This window comes from Streptomyces sp. NPDC059679, assembly GCF_042734105.1.
Taxonomy (GTDB): domain Bacteria; phylum Actinomycetota; class Actinomycetes; order Streptomycetales; family Streptomycetaceae; genus Streptomyces.
In genome coordinates this window covers 22,206-37,420 of sequence record NZ_JBHWES010000095.1, presented here as the reverse complement: position 1 = coordinate 37,420, position 15,215 = coordinate 22,206, and the positions used below count along the sequence as shown (strand labels likewise).

At 70.4% G+C, this 15,215-nt stretch carries 11 protein-coding genes; 8 read left to right on the top strand and 3 right to left on the bottom strand.

What is annotated here, in order from left to right; translation table 11 throughout:
* The 5 genes from ACFV2X_RS50595 to ACFV2X_RS50575 all read left to right on the top strand — a co-directional run.
* Positions 1 to 2,457 (top strand): amino acid adenylation domain-containing protein (locus ACFV2X_RS50595; RefSeq protein WP_385629933.1); only part of this gene is annotated, 2,457 nt, incomplete at its 5' end.
* Positions 2,458 to 2,529: 72 nt separating this feature from the next.
* Positions 2,530 to 3,870 (top strand): cysteate synthase, encoded by a 1,341-nt coding sequence (locus tag ACFV2X_RS50590; RefSeq protein WP_385629930.1) that lies wholly within the window; start codon positions 2,530 to 2,532, stop codon positions 3,868 to 3,870.
* A gap of 69 nt (positions 3,871 to 3,939) precedes the next feature.
* Positions 3,940 to 5,067, top strand: coding sequence for a 4-hydroxyphenylpyruvate dioxygenase (gene hppD, locus ACFV2X_RS50585; protein ID WP_385629928.1), 1,128 nt, complete (start codon positions 3,940 to 3,942; stop codon positions 5,065 to 5,067).
* 77 nt (positions 5,068 to 5,144) lie between these two features.
* A complete protein-coding gene (locus ACFV2X_RS50580) occupies positions 5,145 to 6,245 on the top strand; it encodes an alpha-hydroxy acid oxidase (protein ID WP_385629925.1) in 1,101 nt (366 codons plus the stop codon).
* Positions 6,242 to 7,570, top strand: coding sequence for a PLP-dependent aminotransferase family protein (locus ACFV2X_RS50575; RefSeq protein ID WP_385629922.1), 1,329 nt, complete (start codon positions 6,242 to 6,244; stop codon positions 7,568 to 7,570). Before ACFV2X_RS50580 ends, ACFV2X_RS50575 begins: the two co-directional genes overlap by 4 nt.
* A gap of 71 nt (positions 7,571 to 7,641) precedes the next feature.
* Here ACFV2X_RS50575 and ACFV2X_RS50570 read toward each other — a convergent pair whose 3' ends face one another.
* Complete coding sequence (locus tag ACFV2X_RS50570; protein WP_385629920.1) at positions 7,642 to 8,727, bottom strand: O-antigen ligase family protein; 1,086 nt, start codon at positions 8,725 to 8,727, stop codon at positions 7,642 to 7,644.
* 248 nt (positions 8,728 to 8,975) lie between these two features.
* Between ACFV2X_RS50570 and ACFV2X_RS50565 the strand changes: the two genes are divergently transcribed.
* The 3 genes from ACFV2X_RS50565 to ACFV2X_RS50555 all read left to right on the top strand — a co-directional run bounded on the left by ACFV2X_RS50565 (position 8,976) and on the right by ACFV2X_RS50555 (position 12,506).
* A complete protein-coding gene (locus ACFV2X_RS50565; RefSeq protein WP_385629918.1) occupies positions 8,976 to 9,455 on the top strand; it encodes an NUDIX domain-containing protein in 480 nt (159 codons plus the stop codon).
* 55 nt (positions 9,456 to 9,510) lie between these two features.
* Positions 9,511 to 10,347, top strand: a complete 837-nt coding sequence (locus tag ACFV2X_RS50560; RefSeq protein WP_385629916.1) for a 3-hydroxybutyrate dehydrogenase — start codon at positions 9,511 to 9,513, stop codon at positions 10,345 to 10,347.
* 128 nt (positions 10,348 to 10,475) lie between these two features.
* Positions 10,476 to 12,506 carry a helix-turn-helix domain-containing protein gene (locus ACFV2X_RS50555; protein WP_385629914.1) on the top strand — a complete coding sequence of 677 codons (2,031 nt, stop codon included), beginning with the start codon at positions 10,476 to 10,478 and terminating at the stop codon, positions 12,504 to 12,506.
* Positions 12,507 to 12,552: 46 nt separating this feature from the next.
* Here ACFV2X_RS50555 and ACFV2X_RS50550 read toward each other — a convergent pair whose 3' ends face one another.
* Together ACFV2X_RS50550 and sbnA are read right to left on the bottom strand one after the other, a co-directional pair.
* A complete protein-coding gene (locus ACFV2X_RS50550; RefSeq protein WP_385629913.1) occupies positions 12,553 to 14,013 on the bottom strand; it encodes an MFS transporter in 1,461 nt (486 codons plus the stop codon).
* 215 nt (positions 14,014 to 14,228) lie between these two features.
* A complete protein-coding gene (gene sbnA, locus ACFV2X_RS50545) occupies positions 14,229 to 15,212 on the bottom strand; it encodes a 2,3-diaminopropionate biosynthesis protein SbnA (RefSeq protein ID WP_385629912.1) in 984 nt (327 codons plus the stop codon).
* Positions 15,213 to 15,215 lie beyond the last annotated feature (3 nt).

The following is a 15,215-nucleotide window of genomic DNA, read 5'->3' as shown; positions in this document are numbered from 1 at the left end:
CTCAACACCCTCATCCAAACCGCCTGGGCCATCCTCCTCAACCACACCACCAACCAACACGACATCACCTTCGGCGCCACCACCCACGGCCGACCTCCACACATACCCCACATCGAAACCATGGTCGGCCTCTTCATCAACACACTCCCCGTCCGGATCACCCTGCAGCCCAGCGAATCGATCAGCGCACTGCTGAAGCGAGTGCAGCAGGAACAGACCGAGCTGCTGGCCCATCAGCACCTTGGGCTTGCCGATATCCAGAAGGCAGTGGGACTCGGCGAACTCTTCGACACGGTCATCGTCTTTGAGAACTACCCCGTTGATCTTCCTGACGCTGACGGGCCTTCGGGGGAGCTCCAGTTCACGAAGGAAGACACCAGGAGCGGCAACCACTATCCGCTCACCCTGGCGGTGGTTCCCGGCCGCCAACTCCACCTCCGGTTTGACTACCGTGGCGATCTGTTCGATCAGGCGACGGTTGAGGCGTTGGCTGCTCGTTTTGTGCGGGTGTTGGAGGCGATGGCCACCGATCTCGATGTACCGGTCGGACAGATTGATGTGCTGGGTGAGGCCGAGCGGCGGCAGGTGCTGGTCGACTGGAACAACACCGCGCATCCGGTGCCGGATGTGGTGGTGCCGGAGCTGTTCGAAGCGCAGGTCGCACGGACTCCGGATGCGATGGCGGTGGTGTGCGAGGGCGAGAAGCTGGCCTACGGCGATTTGAACGTGCGGGCCAACCGGCTCGCACGGTACCTGATCAGGCAGGGAGCCGGGCCTGAGCGGCTGGTGGCAGTGGCCCTGCCATGCTCGGCCGACCTGCTGGTGGCGCTGCTGGCGGTGATGAAATCGGGAGCGGCATACGTGCCCGTGGACCCCGAACTGCCCGCCCAGCGGATCAACTACATGCTCCAGGACGCCGACCCGCTGCTCCTGGTCACCGACACCACATCCGCAACCACCCTGCCCGCCCTGGACGGCCTGTCCGTGGTGGTGGACGCTCCTGAGACGGTCGCACAGATCGCCGCCCAGCCCGGCACCGACATACGCGACACCGACCGCACGGGAGCGTTGCTGCCGCAGCATCCGGTGTACGTCATCTACACCTCCGGCTCCACCGGCCGCCCCAAAGGCGTGGTCATCCCCCACCAGGCCCTGGTGAACTACCTCACCCGCGCCACCGAGGCATACCCGGAACTGTCCGGGGCCACCGTCGCCCACGCCTCCGTCTCCTTCGACATCGGCATCACCGTCCTCTACGGCACCCTGATCAGCGGCGGCCGCCTCCACCTCACCGCCTGGGACACCACCTCCACACCACCCGATGACCAGCCGGCCAGCCTGATCAAAATCACCCCCAGCCACCTCCCCCTCCTCCAAGACTCCCCCCACCAACCAAACCGCCGCCTCATCATCGGCGGCGAACCCCTCCCCACCGACGCCCTCCACACCTGGCACACCCACCACCCCCACACCCCCATCACCAACCACTACGGCCCCACCGAAACCACCATCGGCGCCACCGACCACACCATCACCACACCAACCACCAGCGCACAGGTCAGCGGCACCATCCCCATCGGCCGGCCCATGTGGAACACCCACACCTACATCCTCGACCACGCCCTACGCCCCGTACCCCCAGGAGTCCCCGGCGAGCTCTACATCGCCGGCACGCAACTCGCCCACGGATACCATCGCCGCCCCACCCTCACCGCAGAACGCTTCATCCCCAACCCCTATGGCCCACCCGGCACCCGCATGTACCGCACCGGCGACCTCGCCCGCTGGAACCACGACGGCACACTCCAACACCTCGGCCGCACCGACACCCAAACCAAAATCCGCGGCTTCCGCATCGAACCCGGCGAGATCGAGGCCGTCCTGACCGCTCACCACGCGGTCGCCCAAGCCGCCGTCGTCGTGCGCGAAGACCAGCCTGGCGACAAACGCCTCATCGGCTATCTCGTACCAGCCGACACGGCTGACACGGCCGAAAAAGTCGACAAGGAAGCGGCCCTGGACACCACCGAATTGCTGAACCTGGCCAAGGACCGGCTCCCCGACTACATGGTGCCCTCCGCGCTGGTCGTGCTCGAGCGCCTGCCGCTGACGCCCAACGGAAAGCTCGACCGGAACGCCCTGCCCACCCCGAACCACACCGCGTCCGCCTCCCGGCGTGCCCCGCGTACACCGCGCGAGGAGACGTTGTGTGCGCTGTTCGCCGAAGTGCTCGGGATTCCGGAAGTGGGCATCGACGACGACTTCTTCACGCTGGGCGGGCATTCGCTGCTCGCCACCCGGCTGGTGAGCCGTATCCGGACCGTTCTGGGGGTCGAACTCGCCATCCGTGCCCTGTTCAAAGCACCCACTGTCGTCGGTCTCGGCGAACATATCGACGCATCCGCCGCCCAGCCGACGCGACCGAAACTGAGGCCCATGCGGAGGCCGGAGCAATAGTCGCGTCAGCGGGGCCCCTCCTGCCGTGTGGGCCGATGCAGGCGCCGCGGGCCGGGTCATGAGATTCTTGGAATGGGAGACATCGCAGTGGAAGTGTCGGGCAAACGCCACTATTCATTGGTGTGTTCGTGTTGCGGTGAACAGTATGCGGATGACGGGCTGATGCTCACCTGCCCCAATGGTCATGAGCCCGCGCTGCTCCAAACCGAATACACCGAGAACAACTTCACGCCGGTGCAGGAAGACGAGGGGATATTCCGATACCGCCACTGGCTGCCGGTCGTCCGGGAGATCCCGGGCTCCGCGCGCCCCGCGGTGTTCCGGAGCGAGCGGCTCTCCCGCCTGGTGGGGCTTCCTGACCTCTGGGTGGCGTTCAACGGGTACTGGCCCGAGCGCGGTGGGCTTCTGGAGACCGGGACCTTCAAGGAACTGGAGGCATATACGGTTCTCGGCAGGCTGCCGAAGGATCCCGTGGTCCTGGTGGTGGCCTCGGCCGGTAATACGGCTGCCGCCTTCGCCTCCGTCTGTTCCCGCTATGGGCAGCCGTGTCTGCTCATCGTGCCGGAGGTCGGGCTCGGTCGATTGAAGCTGCCCGAGGCGTTGCATCCGTCGGTACGATTGGTCGTTCTGGAAGACGCCGACTATGCGGATGCCATCGCGCTGTCCGAGGCGGTGGGGAAGTTAACCGGCTTCCAGTTGGAAGGAGGGGTACGCAATGTCGGGCGCCGCGATGGGCTGGCGACGGTGATGTACTCCGCCGTGGAGGCCATGGGCGAGCTGCCGGATTTCTACTTCCAAGCCGTCGGCAGCGCCGCCGGTGGTATCGCGGTCCACGAGGCCGCGAAGCGCTTGATGGCGGCAGGAGCGCCCTCGACTGCGTCGACTGCGTCGAAGGAGGCGCTGCCGCGGCTTTTCCTGTCCCAGAACGCGTCGTTCGCCCCCATTCACAGGGCGTGGCAGGCCGGTCAGCGCTTCCTGGTCCGCGGTTCCGTGGAGGATGACAAGCGCGCCGTGCGGCGTGCGTTCGCCGATGAACTCACGAACCGGTTTCCGCCCTATGCGGTTCATTCCGGGGTCTATGACGTGCTTGTGGAGAGCGGCGGCGATGTCCTCGCGGTCGATGGTGAGTCGGCCCGTGCGGCCAGGGACATGTTCAACGACATCGAGTCGATCGATATAGAGCCGGCATCCGCCGTTGCCGCTGCCTCGCTCCTTTCCGCGGTGCGGGGAGGGAGAATTCCGCGAGACGCCTCCGTTCTCCTCAATGTGACCGGCGGTGGGCGGGCGAGGATGGCGCGGGATCACTCGCCGATTCAGGCTGAACCCAGTCTGCGTATCGCGGCGCTGGGGTCTTTGGAGGAGGCGGTGAATCAAATAGCGGGGCTTTTCTCTGTTGATCTTCAGATTTCCTAATTGAGGCCAGTCAAAGCACCTCCGAGGAATCCTCAAGGAATCCTCAAGGAATCAAGGAGCGCACTTCCCATGACTGATGGTGCCATCTCCACCACATCCGCCACCTCCGGCCTGGCCGGCCTGACCCTGGACCACATCGAATTCTTTGTGACCGATGTCGAGGCGACAGTGAGTGCACTGTCCACCGGTTACGGACTGGAGGTGCTGATACCGCCGACCCGTAGCAGCCGTAGAGGCGATCACCGGTCCGCGTTGCTGGGACGGAACCGTATTCGGCTGCTGGTGACACAGGCCCTCTCCGATGACCACCCCGCGCGGGGCTATGTCGAGCGACACGGCGACGGCGTCGCCGATATCGCTCTGTGCGCCACGGACGTCCGCGCCTCGCACGCCGAGTTGATGGCGAACGGGGCCGTGGAGGTGGCGCCGCCGCGGGAAGAGGACGGCTGTGTGACCTCGGCGGTGGGCGGCTTCGGGGATGTGATCCACACGCTGGTGGAGCGGCGCCCCGGCGTGCCGGTCGACCGCCTTCCGGGGCTGCCCGAGCCACGCCCCGCGACCGCCGAAGAGCTGACGACCGACGACCCGGTCGGGCTGCTGAACATCGACCACTTCGCGGTATGCCTCCCGCTGGGTGAGCTGTCGGCGGCCATGAGGTTCTACACCGACGTCTTTGACATGCCGGTGGTCTTCAAAGAGCGCATCGAGGTAGGCCCGATGGGGATGGACTCGGCCGTGGTGCAGAGCCGTTCGGGCGAGGTGACCTTCACGTTGATCGAGCCGATGCCAGGAGCGCGCGCGGGGCAGATCGAGAGCTTCCTCGCCGATCACGGCGGGGCCGGGGTCCAGCATGTCGCGTTCGCCACGGACGACATCGTGCACAGCGTCGGCACGATGGGCGGCCGTGGCGTGCCCTTCTTGAACACTCCGGCGACGTACTACGATCTGCTCACCGCTCGGCTGACGCCGCTGCGCCATTCGGTGGAGCAACTCCGGGAGTTGAGTGTGCTGGTGGACGAGGACCACGACGGTCAGCTCTTTCAGATATTCACCCGTTCCGTACATCCTCGGGGGACGCTCTTCTTCGAGGTCATCGAGCGCATTCGGGCCACCACGTTCGGCAGTAACAACATCCGGGCGCTCTATGAGGCGATCGAGTTGCAGCGCGCGGCGGCGGCGAAGGGTCAGGCGGAGTGAGCAACCTCCCCGCTGACCAGGGGTCAGGCGACCGCGCGGGTGCGCGGTCGCCCGATTCCGTCTCAGCCGCCCTTTCCGTGGGCGACTTCGCGGAGCTCGCGCGCACGGTGCTCAGCGTCGAGCTCTGGGACTGGCTGGAGGGCGGCGCGGGGCGGGAGCGGACACTGGTCGGCAACCGTGGCGCGTTCGATCGCGTCGCGGTGGTGCCCCGTGTGCTTGCCGATGTGTCGTCCTGCGACCCGGCGGGTTCGCTGGTGGGCAGCCCGGCCGCGCTGCCCGTGGCCGTGGCGCCCATCGCGTATCAGCGCCTGTTCCACTCCGAGGGCGAGCTCGCGGTCGCGCGGGCGGCGGTGGACAGCGGGGTGCCGTATACGGTGTCCACGCTGAGCAGTGTCCCCATGGAGGAGGTCGCGGCCACCGGCGCCACCACCTGGTTCCAGCTCTATTGGCTACGGGACAAGGGCGCCGTCCTCGACCTGGTCCAGCGGGCCGAGGCGATCGGGAGCGAGGCGCTGGTCCTGACCGTGGATGTGCCGGTCATGGGGCGGCGGTTGCGCGATATGAGGCACGGTTTCGCGCTGCCGCCGACCATCCGGGCCGCCAACCTCGACGGCGGGGCCATGAGCAGCGCGCATGAGCGCGTAGAGCGCGGCTCGGCCGTCGCCGCACACACCGCGTCCGCCTTCGCACCGTCGTTCACCTGGCATGACATCGAATGGCTGCGGGAGCGCACGGGGCTGCCCCTCGTGGTCAAGGGGCTCTCCCATCCGGCCGACGCGCTGCGCGCGGCCGAGCTCGGGGCGGCCGCGGTGGTGGTGTCCAACCACGGAGGGCGGCAGCTGGACGGGGCCGTGCCCACAGCCATGGCGCTTCCCGGGGTCGTGGAGGCCGTCGGGGGCGCGTTCGGGGAGAGCTGTCAGGTACTGGTGGACAGCGGGATCCGGAGCGGGGCCGATGTGCTGGGCGCGCTGGCGCTGGGCGCCTCGGGTGTGCTGCTGGGCCGTCCCGTCATGTGGGGGCTCGCCGCAGGTGGCGAGGCGGGGTGTGCGCGTGTCCTGTCGCTGCTGGGAGAGGAGTTCCGGCACGCCATGGCCCTGGCGGGGTGCCCCGATCTGGCCGCCGTGGCCCGGCTGCGGACGACGACCATGCCATGCCACTGTGGGAGTGACCACCAATGACCGATTCCGCTGCCCGCGCCATCGACGTCCACGACGTACGGCTGTCGCAGCTGCACGGCTCGCTCGCGGATCCCGCGATGGCCTCAATGAACTTCCTCAACGAAGTGGCCATCCGGTTTCCGAACGCCATCTCGTTCGCGGCCGGGCGCCCCAGCGAGGAGTTCCTGGACTTCGCCGAAGTCCACCGCTACGTCGACGTCTTCATCGACCATCTGCGCCACGAGCGGGGCATGACCGAGGCGGAGGCGAAGCGGACGGTCCTTCAGTACGGCCGGACCAAGGGCATCATCCATGAGCTGGTCGCCAGGCATCTGGAAGTCGACGAGGGAATCTCGGTCTCCAGCGAGTCCCTGGTCATCACGGTCGGCTGCCAGGAGGCGATGTTCCTGGTGCTACGCGCCCTGCGCACCGGTCCGCAGGACATCGTCCTCGCGATCTCTCCCACGTACGTCGGGCTGACGGGCGCGGCGCGCCTGGTCGATCTCCCTGTCCGGCCGGTCCGCGGGGGCGAGCGGGGCATCGACTTCGACGATCTGGGCGCGCAGATCGCCGAGGCCCGTGCCGCGGGCCTGCGGCCACGCGCGCTGTACCTCGTGCCGGATGTGGCCAACCCGACCGGCGTCAGCCTGGATCTCGAGGCGCGGCGGGAGCTGCTGCGGGTGGCCGAGGCGGAGGATCTGCTGCTGCTGGAGGACAACGCGTACGGTGTGTTCGCCGGAGAGGGCAGGCTGCCGTCGTTGAAGTCGCTGGACACCGGGCGCAGGGTCGTCCGGCTCGGCTCGTTCGCCAAGACGGTACTGCCGGGGGCGCGGGTGGGCTACGCGGTGGCCGATCAGCGTGTGGTGGACGAGAGCGGCGGCACCTCCCTCCTCGCGGACCATCTCTCGACCATCAAGAGCATGCTCACGGTGAACACTTCGCCCTGGGCGCAGGCCGTGGTCGGCGGGGCACTGATCGAGCACGGCTACAGCCTGCCGGCCGCGAACCGCCGGGAGATCGACGTCTACCAGCGCAATCTCCGGCTCATCCTGGAAGGGCTGGCTCGCCGCTTCCCGCGGGATTCGGCGGGGCCCCTGATCTCCTGGAACACCCCCACCGGTGGCTTCTTCCTCACTCTGACGGTCCCGTTCCGGGCGGATGACGAGCTGCTTGAGTACTCCGCCAAGGAACATGGCGTGTTGTGGACTCCCATGTCCCACTTCTACGGCGGTGACGGCGGTTACGAGCAGATCCGCCTCTCCCTGAGCCAGCTGACCCCGGAAACGATCGACGTCGGCCTGGACCGGTTGGCGTCCCTGGTACGGGAGTGCGCCGCGGCGCGGTGACCAGGACGCTGTGTCCGGTCCGGGCCCCTGCGCCCGGACCGGGACGCTGCGCCCGTTCAGCGCGTTCACGCTCAGTGCGCCGCCCGTACCGGGCCCAGAGGCGGTGGCTCGCCCGCGAACGGACCCGGAGACGGACCCGGAGACGGACCCGGGACCGAGCCCGGGTCCGTCTCCGGCAGCCGCGCCGTGGCCAGCCCCGCGAGCAGGCCGGCCCCGGCGGTCACCTCCGGGAAGCTGAGCGCGTTGCCGAAGGCCGACTCGACGGCGAGGGCGGTCAGGGCCGCGGCCGCCGTCAGGACGGCCGGTGTGTGGCGCGGTGAGCGCCACAGCGCGTACAGCAGCCAGCCGAAGGCCGTGCCCAGCAGGGCGAGGCCCGGCAGCCCCTGGCCGGCGGCCTGCTGCAGCGGGGCCGAGTACGGGGTGTCGTCCGCGGCGGCCAGTGACTGCTGGGCTGTGGGGCTCAACTCGCCGAACCGGTCGGGCCCCGCTCCGCGCAGCGGTCCGTGTTCGGCGATCTGGGCGGCGTCGTGCCACAGCCGCACCCGGTGTTCGCCCAGCCGGTCGCGCAAGGGTGCCGAGAGTGCGCCGGGGATGGCGTCCTCGGCCATGGCCCAGCAGCCGCCGACGGCCACCGTCGCGACCAGGGCCAGCCCGGCAAGACCCGGCAGCCGACGGCGGGTCCGGGCGACGGCGAGCGAACACAGCAGCACCAAGGCCCCGGCCACACAGCCCACCGCCGAGCCGGCCACCAGGGCCATGGCCGTGATCGCCACTGCCAGCAGGCGCAGCGCCAGCCGGAGCGCGGCCGACCGGGCGGCCCAGGCCGCGCCGCAGGCCGCCCCGACGGCGAGCGTGAACTGCGCCGCGTGGGCGCCGCCATGGCCGCTCATCCCGTCCGGGACGGTGCAGGCCAGGCCGAGACTAGCGAGCGCGGCGGCCGTGGCGGCGGCGACCGGCAGCAGCGTTCCGGCGATCCGGCCGCATGCGTAGCCGGCGGCGACGGCCAGCACGGCGAGCAGGACCCCTTCGGGGCGGGCGGTGCGGCCCGCGGCGCAGACCAGGGCCCAGACGGCGCAGCAGCCGAGGACCGCGGTGCCCACGATGTCGGGCGCGCTGTGGTGTTCCCGTACGACAGGCCGTGCCGCTGAAGACGCCATCCCGTTCGACCCCCCGAGTCGTGACGGGCACCGCGTGCCGAGCCGGCCGTCCGCGGGGGCCGGAGGCCCGCCGGAGGCGGCCAAAGGCCGCATGCGGGCCTGGACGGATACCGTAGCGACTGGGGCCGGATATCTGTATATGTTGCGCAGAAACGATGTGGCAGGTGTGTGACAGCTGTGTGGAAGGCGCCCGGCTGTGACGGGAATGGCATGCGGTGCCGCCCCGCCCGGACCGATAGCCTCAGCGCATGCCTACTCCCGACTTCATCCTGGAGCTGCGGGCCACCGCGGGTCACCAACTGCTGTTCCTGCCGGGCGCCAGCGCGGTCGTCCTCGACGACGAGGACAGAGTGCTGCTCGGCCGCCGAGCCGACAACGGCCGCTGGGCGCTCCCCTCCGGCATCCCCGAACCCGGCGAGCAGCCCGCGACGGCGGTGGTGCGCGAGGTGTACGAGGAGACGGCGGTGCGCTGTGTCCCCGAGCGCATCGTGCTCGTCCACACCGCGGAGCCGGTGACCTATCCCAATAACGATGTATGCCAGTTTGTCGACATCTGTTTCCGCTGCCGGGCGGTGGGCGGCGAGGCGCGGGTGAACGACGAGGAATCCCTGGAGGTGGGCTGGTTCCCGGTCGACTCGCTGCCGGAGCTGGACGAGTACGCCCTGACCCGGATCAAGCGGGCCTTCGAAGACGGCCCGACGTGGTTCGATTCCACCAGCCCGGAGTGAAGTATGTGCCGGGCGCACATCGGTCGGGCCCCGGCCGCCGCTTAGCCTGCCCGTCATGAGCGCGTCCACCACACCAGGCCCCGACACCGGGGCCACCGCGGGCCTCGGCGGCCGTACCGCACTCGACGGCCGTACCGCACTCGTCACCGGGGCCGCCGGCGGCATCGGCCGGGCCTGCACCCTCCGGCTGGCCGCCGGCGGGGCCACGGTCCTGGCGGTCGACCAGGACGAGAGGGGGCTCGCGGAGCTCGCCGCCCTGGCGGCCCGGACCGAGGCGGCGCCCGGGCTGCCGGGGAGGGTGGAGGCGCGGGCGCTCGACCTGACCGACCTCGGCGCGGCCGAGCGGGCCGCCGAAGGCGTCGACATCCTGGTCAACAACGCCGGGCTGCAACTCGTACGGCCCATCGAGGACTTTCCGCCCGAGGTCTTCTCCCGGGTGCTCACGGTGATGCTGGAGGCCCCCTTCCGGCTACTGCGGGGCGCGCTGCCGCATATGTACGCCCAGGGCTGGGGGCGGATCGTCAACATCTCCTCCGTCCACGGGCTGCGCGCCTCGGCCTACAAGTCGGCGTACGTGGCCGCCAAGCACGGACTGGAAGGGCTCTCCAAGGTCGCGGCCCTGGAGGGCGCCGCCCACGGAGTCACCTCCAACTGCGTCAACCCCGGCTATGTCCGCACCCCGCTCGTGGAGCGGCAGATCGCCGACCAGGCCGCCGCTCACGGCATCCCCCCGGAGCGGGTCGTCTCCGAGATCATGCTGGCCGACTCCGCGGTCAAGCGGCTCATCGAACCGGAGGAGGTCGCCGAGGCCGTCGCCTACCTTTGCGGTCCGCACACCTCCTTCATCACCGGCGCCTCGCTCGCCATGGACGGCGGATGGACCGCCCACTGACCGGACGGCTGCCCGGGCGTACGACGGTCCACCCCGCCGAGCGGGCACCCGAGCGGGCACCTGAGCTGGCATCGGGGGCGCGCCCGGGCACTGGCGGGTCCGAGCCCGGCGGGAGTATCCCTGTGACCATGTCCGATGATCAGCCGGAGACCCCGTACCTGGAACTGCTCGCGCGCGGCGCGCCCGCCGAGGCCTACGAGCGTCCGGTGCTGCGCGCCCGCGCCGAGGGGGCGTCGGCCGCCCGGCTCGCCGCCCTGGAGCGCGCCAAGCTGCTGGCCCTGCGCGTACGCGGCGAACTGGAGGGGCGCAGACGCCGCGAGGCCGAGCTGTCCGCGCTCTTCGAAACCGCACACGATCTGGCGGGGCTGCGCGACCTGGACGCGGTACTCCAGGCCATCGTGCAGCGCGCCCGCTCGCTGCTCGGCACCGAGGTCGCGTATCTCACGCTCAACGACCCCCGGGCCGGGGACACCTATATGCGGGTCACCGACGGTTCGGTCTCGGCCCGCTTCCAGCAGCTTCGGCTCGGTATGGGCGAGGGGCTCGGCGGACTGGTCGCGCAGACCGCCCGCCCGTATGTGACCGAGAGCTACTTCGACGACGAGCGGTTCCAGCACACCCGGACCATCGACGCGGGCGTCACGGACGAGGGCCTGGTGGCCATCCTCGGCGTGCCGCTGATGCTGGGCAGCGGGGTCATCGGCGTGCTGTTCGCCGCGGACCGCCGCGCCCGCGTCTTCGAACGCGAACAGCTCGCGCTCCTCGGCTCCTTCGCCGCCCACGCGGCCGTCGCGATCGACACGGCCAATCTGCTGGCCGAGACGCGTTCCGCGCTCGCCGAGCTGGAGGCAGCCAACGAGATCATCCGCGATCGCAGCGAGGTCATCGAACGCGCCTCGGAGGTGCACGACCGGCTGACCGAGCTGGTGCTGCGCGGCGGCGGAGTGCACGATGTGGCCGCCGCCGTGGCCGAGGTGCTGAGCGGGACGGTGGAGTTCGTCGAGGCGCATACGGCGCCGGCCGCGGCCGTGGACCGCTCCCGGGCCGACGGCCACGCCGTACGGCACGGCGAGGACTGGATCGCCGCGGTCTCCGCGAGCGGCGAACTGTTCGGGGCGCTGGTGCTGCGCGGCCACCCCCGCCTCGACCCCATGGACCAGCGCACCCTGGAGCGGGCCGCCGTGGTCACCTCGCTGCTGCAACTGGCCCGGCGCTCGGCGGACGAGGCCGAACAGCGCGTACGCGGCGAGTTGCTGGACGATCTGCTCGACGCCCCCGACCGCGAGCCACGGCTGCTGCGCGAGCGCGCCGCCCGGCTGCGGGCGGACCTGGACGCGCCCCATGTCGTACTCGCCGCCGGGATCGACGCGCCCGGCGCGGCGCCTGGCGCGGCGGGCGGTGGCGGTCCTGGCGGGCCTGGTGGGGCGTCCGGCGGGGTCTCCGGCTCGGGATCCGGCGAGCCCGGCAACGGACCACGAGCGCGGTCGGCCGGGCCGCCGCCGGACGAGGCGGCCGACCGGCAGCGCCTGTGGTCCGCCGCCACCCATCTGGCGGCCACCCGGCACGGCCTGGCCGCCGCCCGCGACGGCGGCACCGTCCTGCTGCTGCCCCTGGCCGACGGAGAGGGCGCCGACGCCCTGGCCCGCCGCACCGCCCGGCAGCTCGGCACCGCCGTACACGCGGCGGTCACCGTCGGCGCCTCCGCGCCGGTGTCCGCACCCGCCGCCCGCCCCGGCGAGGTGGCCTCGGCGTACGCGGAGGCGCGGCGCTGCCTGGACGCGCTGCGGGTGCTGGGCCGCGGCGGCCAGGGCGCCGCGGCCGAGGACTTCGGCTTCCTCGGACTCCTGCTGGCCGGCTCCCGCGACGGCACGGGGGACGCCGCCCGGGTGGCCGGGTTCGTCGACCGCACCATCGGCGCGGTGGTCGACTACGACGCCCGGCGCGGTACGGACCTGGTCCGCACCCTCGACGCGTACTTCGCGAGCGGGATGAGCCCGGCCCGCACCAAGGACGAACTGCACGTCCACGTCAATACGGTGGCCCAGCGACTGGAGCGGGTGGGACGGCTGCTGGGCCCCGACTGGCAGTCGCCGTCCCGCGCCCTGGAGGTACAACTCGCCCTGCGGCTGCACGGCCTGGCCTCGGCGGTCGCCCGCTGAGGCCAGGCCGTGCGGGGGCTGCCGCGCGGCCCTTCCCGCAGGCTCGTCAGGCCGAGGCCGAACGGGGCGCCGCGCCCGGCTCGTTCGCAGTCTGCGGCGCCGTGCCCGGCTCGTTCGCGCCCTGTGCCGCCGCGCTCGGCCGTGCGGCCGGTGTCGGCTCGATCCCGGCCAGGTCGCGGTCCCGGGTCTCTTTGGCGGCGCCGACCGCCACCAGGGTGAGCAGCGCTGCCGCGATGACGTAGAGCGCGATCGGGACGGAGCTGTCGTAGTCGGCCAGCAGAGCCGTGGCGATCAGCGGGGCGGGGGCGCCGGCCGCGACCGATGCGAACTGGGCGCCGATCGAGGCGCCCGAGTAGCGCATCCGGGTCGCGAACATCTCGGAGAAGAAGGCCGCTTGCGGGGCGTACATCGCGCCGTGGAAGATCAGCCCGACCGTGACCGCGAGCACCAGCGCCCCGAAGTCCCGGGTGTCGATGAGGGCGAAGAAGGGGAAGGCCCACGCGCCCACGCCCGCAGCCCCCAGCAGATACACCGGGCGGCGGCCGATACGGTCCGACAGCGCGCCCCAGGCCGGGATCACCGCGAAGTGCACGGCGGAGGCGATCAGCACGGAGTTGAGGGCGGTCTGTTTGCCGAGGCCCACATGGTCGGAGGTCGCGTAGACCAGGACGAAGGCCGTGATGACGTAGTAGCTGATGTTCTCCGCCATCCGGGCACCCATCGCGACCAGCACATCCCGCCAGTGGTGGCGCAGGACGGCCACCAGCGGCAGCTTCTCGGCCAGGTCGTCCGCCGTCTCGACCTCGTCCTTGCGGGCCTCGGCCCGCGCCAGGGCGGCCTTGAAGACGGGCGATTCATCGACAGAGAGACGAATCCACAAGCCGATCAGCACCAGCACGCCCGAGAGCAGGAACGGCACCCGCCAGCCCCAGGACTGGAACGCGTCGTCGGACAGCGTCGCGGTCAGCGCCGACAGCACACCGGTGGCCAGCAGCTGTCCGGCGGGCGCGCCGGTCTGCGGCCAGGACGCCCAGAAGCCGCGCCGCCGCGCGTCCCCGTGCTCGGACACCAGCAGCACCGCCCCGCCCCATTCGCCGCCGAGCGCGAAGCCCTGGACGAGGCGCAGCGCGGTCAGCAGTACGGGCGCGGCGGAGCCGACCGTGGCGTGGGTCGGCAGCAGGCCGATCGCACAGGTCGCCCCGCCCATCAGCAGCAGGCTCAGGACCAGCAGCTTCTTACGGCCGAGCCGGTCGCCGTAGTGGCCGAAGACGAGGGCGCCGATGGGCCGGGCGGCGAAGCCGACCGCGTACGTCAGGAAGGACAGCAGCGTGCCGACCAGTGGATCGGTGTCGGGGAAGAAGACCTTGTTGAAGACGAGCGCGGCGGCGGAGCCGTACAGGAAGAAGTCGTACCACTCGATGGTGGTGCCGATGAGGCTCGCGGCGACGATACGGGGGAGGTTCGCGGGTGCCGTGGGCGTCGGGGGAGCGGATGCTGCGGAGGCCATGTGCACCACTTCCAGAAGTTCGGTGGGGACGTGTACGTGTCCGCACAAGGTAGGAACACGCTGGTCAGTGGCACATGTGGCGGGACACCATACTTCGGGGCCGGAGTGTGCGTGCCGCCTCCGCGTCCGGCTCCTGCTCTCCCCCCGCCTTTCCCCCTTCGCGTACGGCGGGCCGTCGTGAAGTGTCGGCCCGCCGTACGCGGTACGAGCTCGGCCTATCGGGAGTCGGCCGTCACCCCCTCCTCGGAGTCGAGGATGCGATCTCCGTACAGGTCCTGCAGCCAGGTGCTCTGGTAGATGGTGTCGAGATAGCGCTCGCCGAGGTCCGGGGCGATGGCCACCGCGGTGAGGCCGGGCGTCCGATGCCGGCCCAACCAGTCCATCGCGCCGCTGACCACCGTCCCGGTGGAGCCGCCGAACAGGAACCCGCGTCTGGCCAGCCGGTGGCAGGCGCGGATGGTGTCCGCCTCCTTGACCTGGATCACCTCGTCCACATAGGACTCGTCGAGCAGCGGGGGGCGGATGCTCATGCCCAGGCCGGGAATCATCCGGCGGCCGGGTTTGCCGCCGAAGGTCACCGATCCGGCGCTGTCCACGGCGACGATCCGCACCGGCCGGTGCCAGTCCCGGAAGTAGCGTGCGCAGCCCATCAGGGTGCCGGTGGTGCCCGCGCCGATGAACAGCACGTCCAGGCGCGGGAACTGGCGGGCGATCTCCGGGCCCGTCCTGCGGTAGTGCGCCCGCCAGTTGCCCGGGTTGGTGTACTGGCTGAGCCACACATATCGGTCATCGGAGGCGCACAGCGCGCGTACGAAGTCGATACGGGCGCCGAGGAAGCCGCCGTTGGGGTCCACGTCGGCGATGATGTGCACCTGGCTGCCCAGCGCCTCCATCAGCAATCTGGCCGACAGGTTGCAACGGGAGTCAGTCACACACAGAAACCGATAGCCCTTACTGGCGGCGATCATGCTGAGCGCTACGCCCAGATTTCCGGACGAGGACTCGACCAGGATCGAATCCCGCGTCAGGACTCCATGCCGCTCGGCGCTCTCCACCATCTCGACCGCGGCCTTCAACTTGATCGAACCGGCGAAATTGAAACCCTCGCACTTCAGATAGAGGGAGCGCCCGAAGATCGACCGGAGGTCGACATAGAGCCGGCTCTCGTTGAAGGCATGGGGTGCGGATATGACGGGCACGCT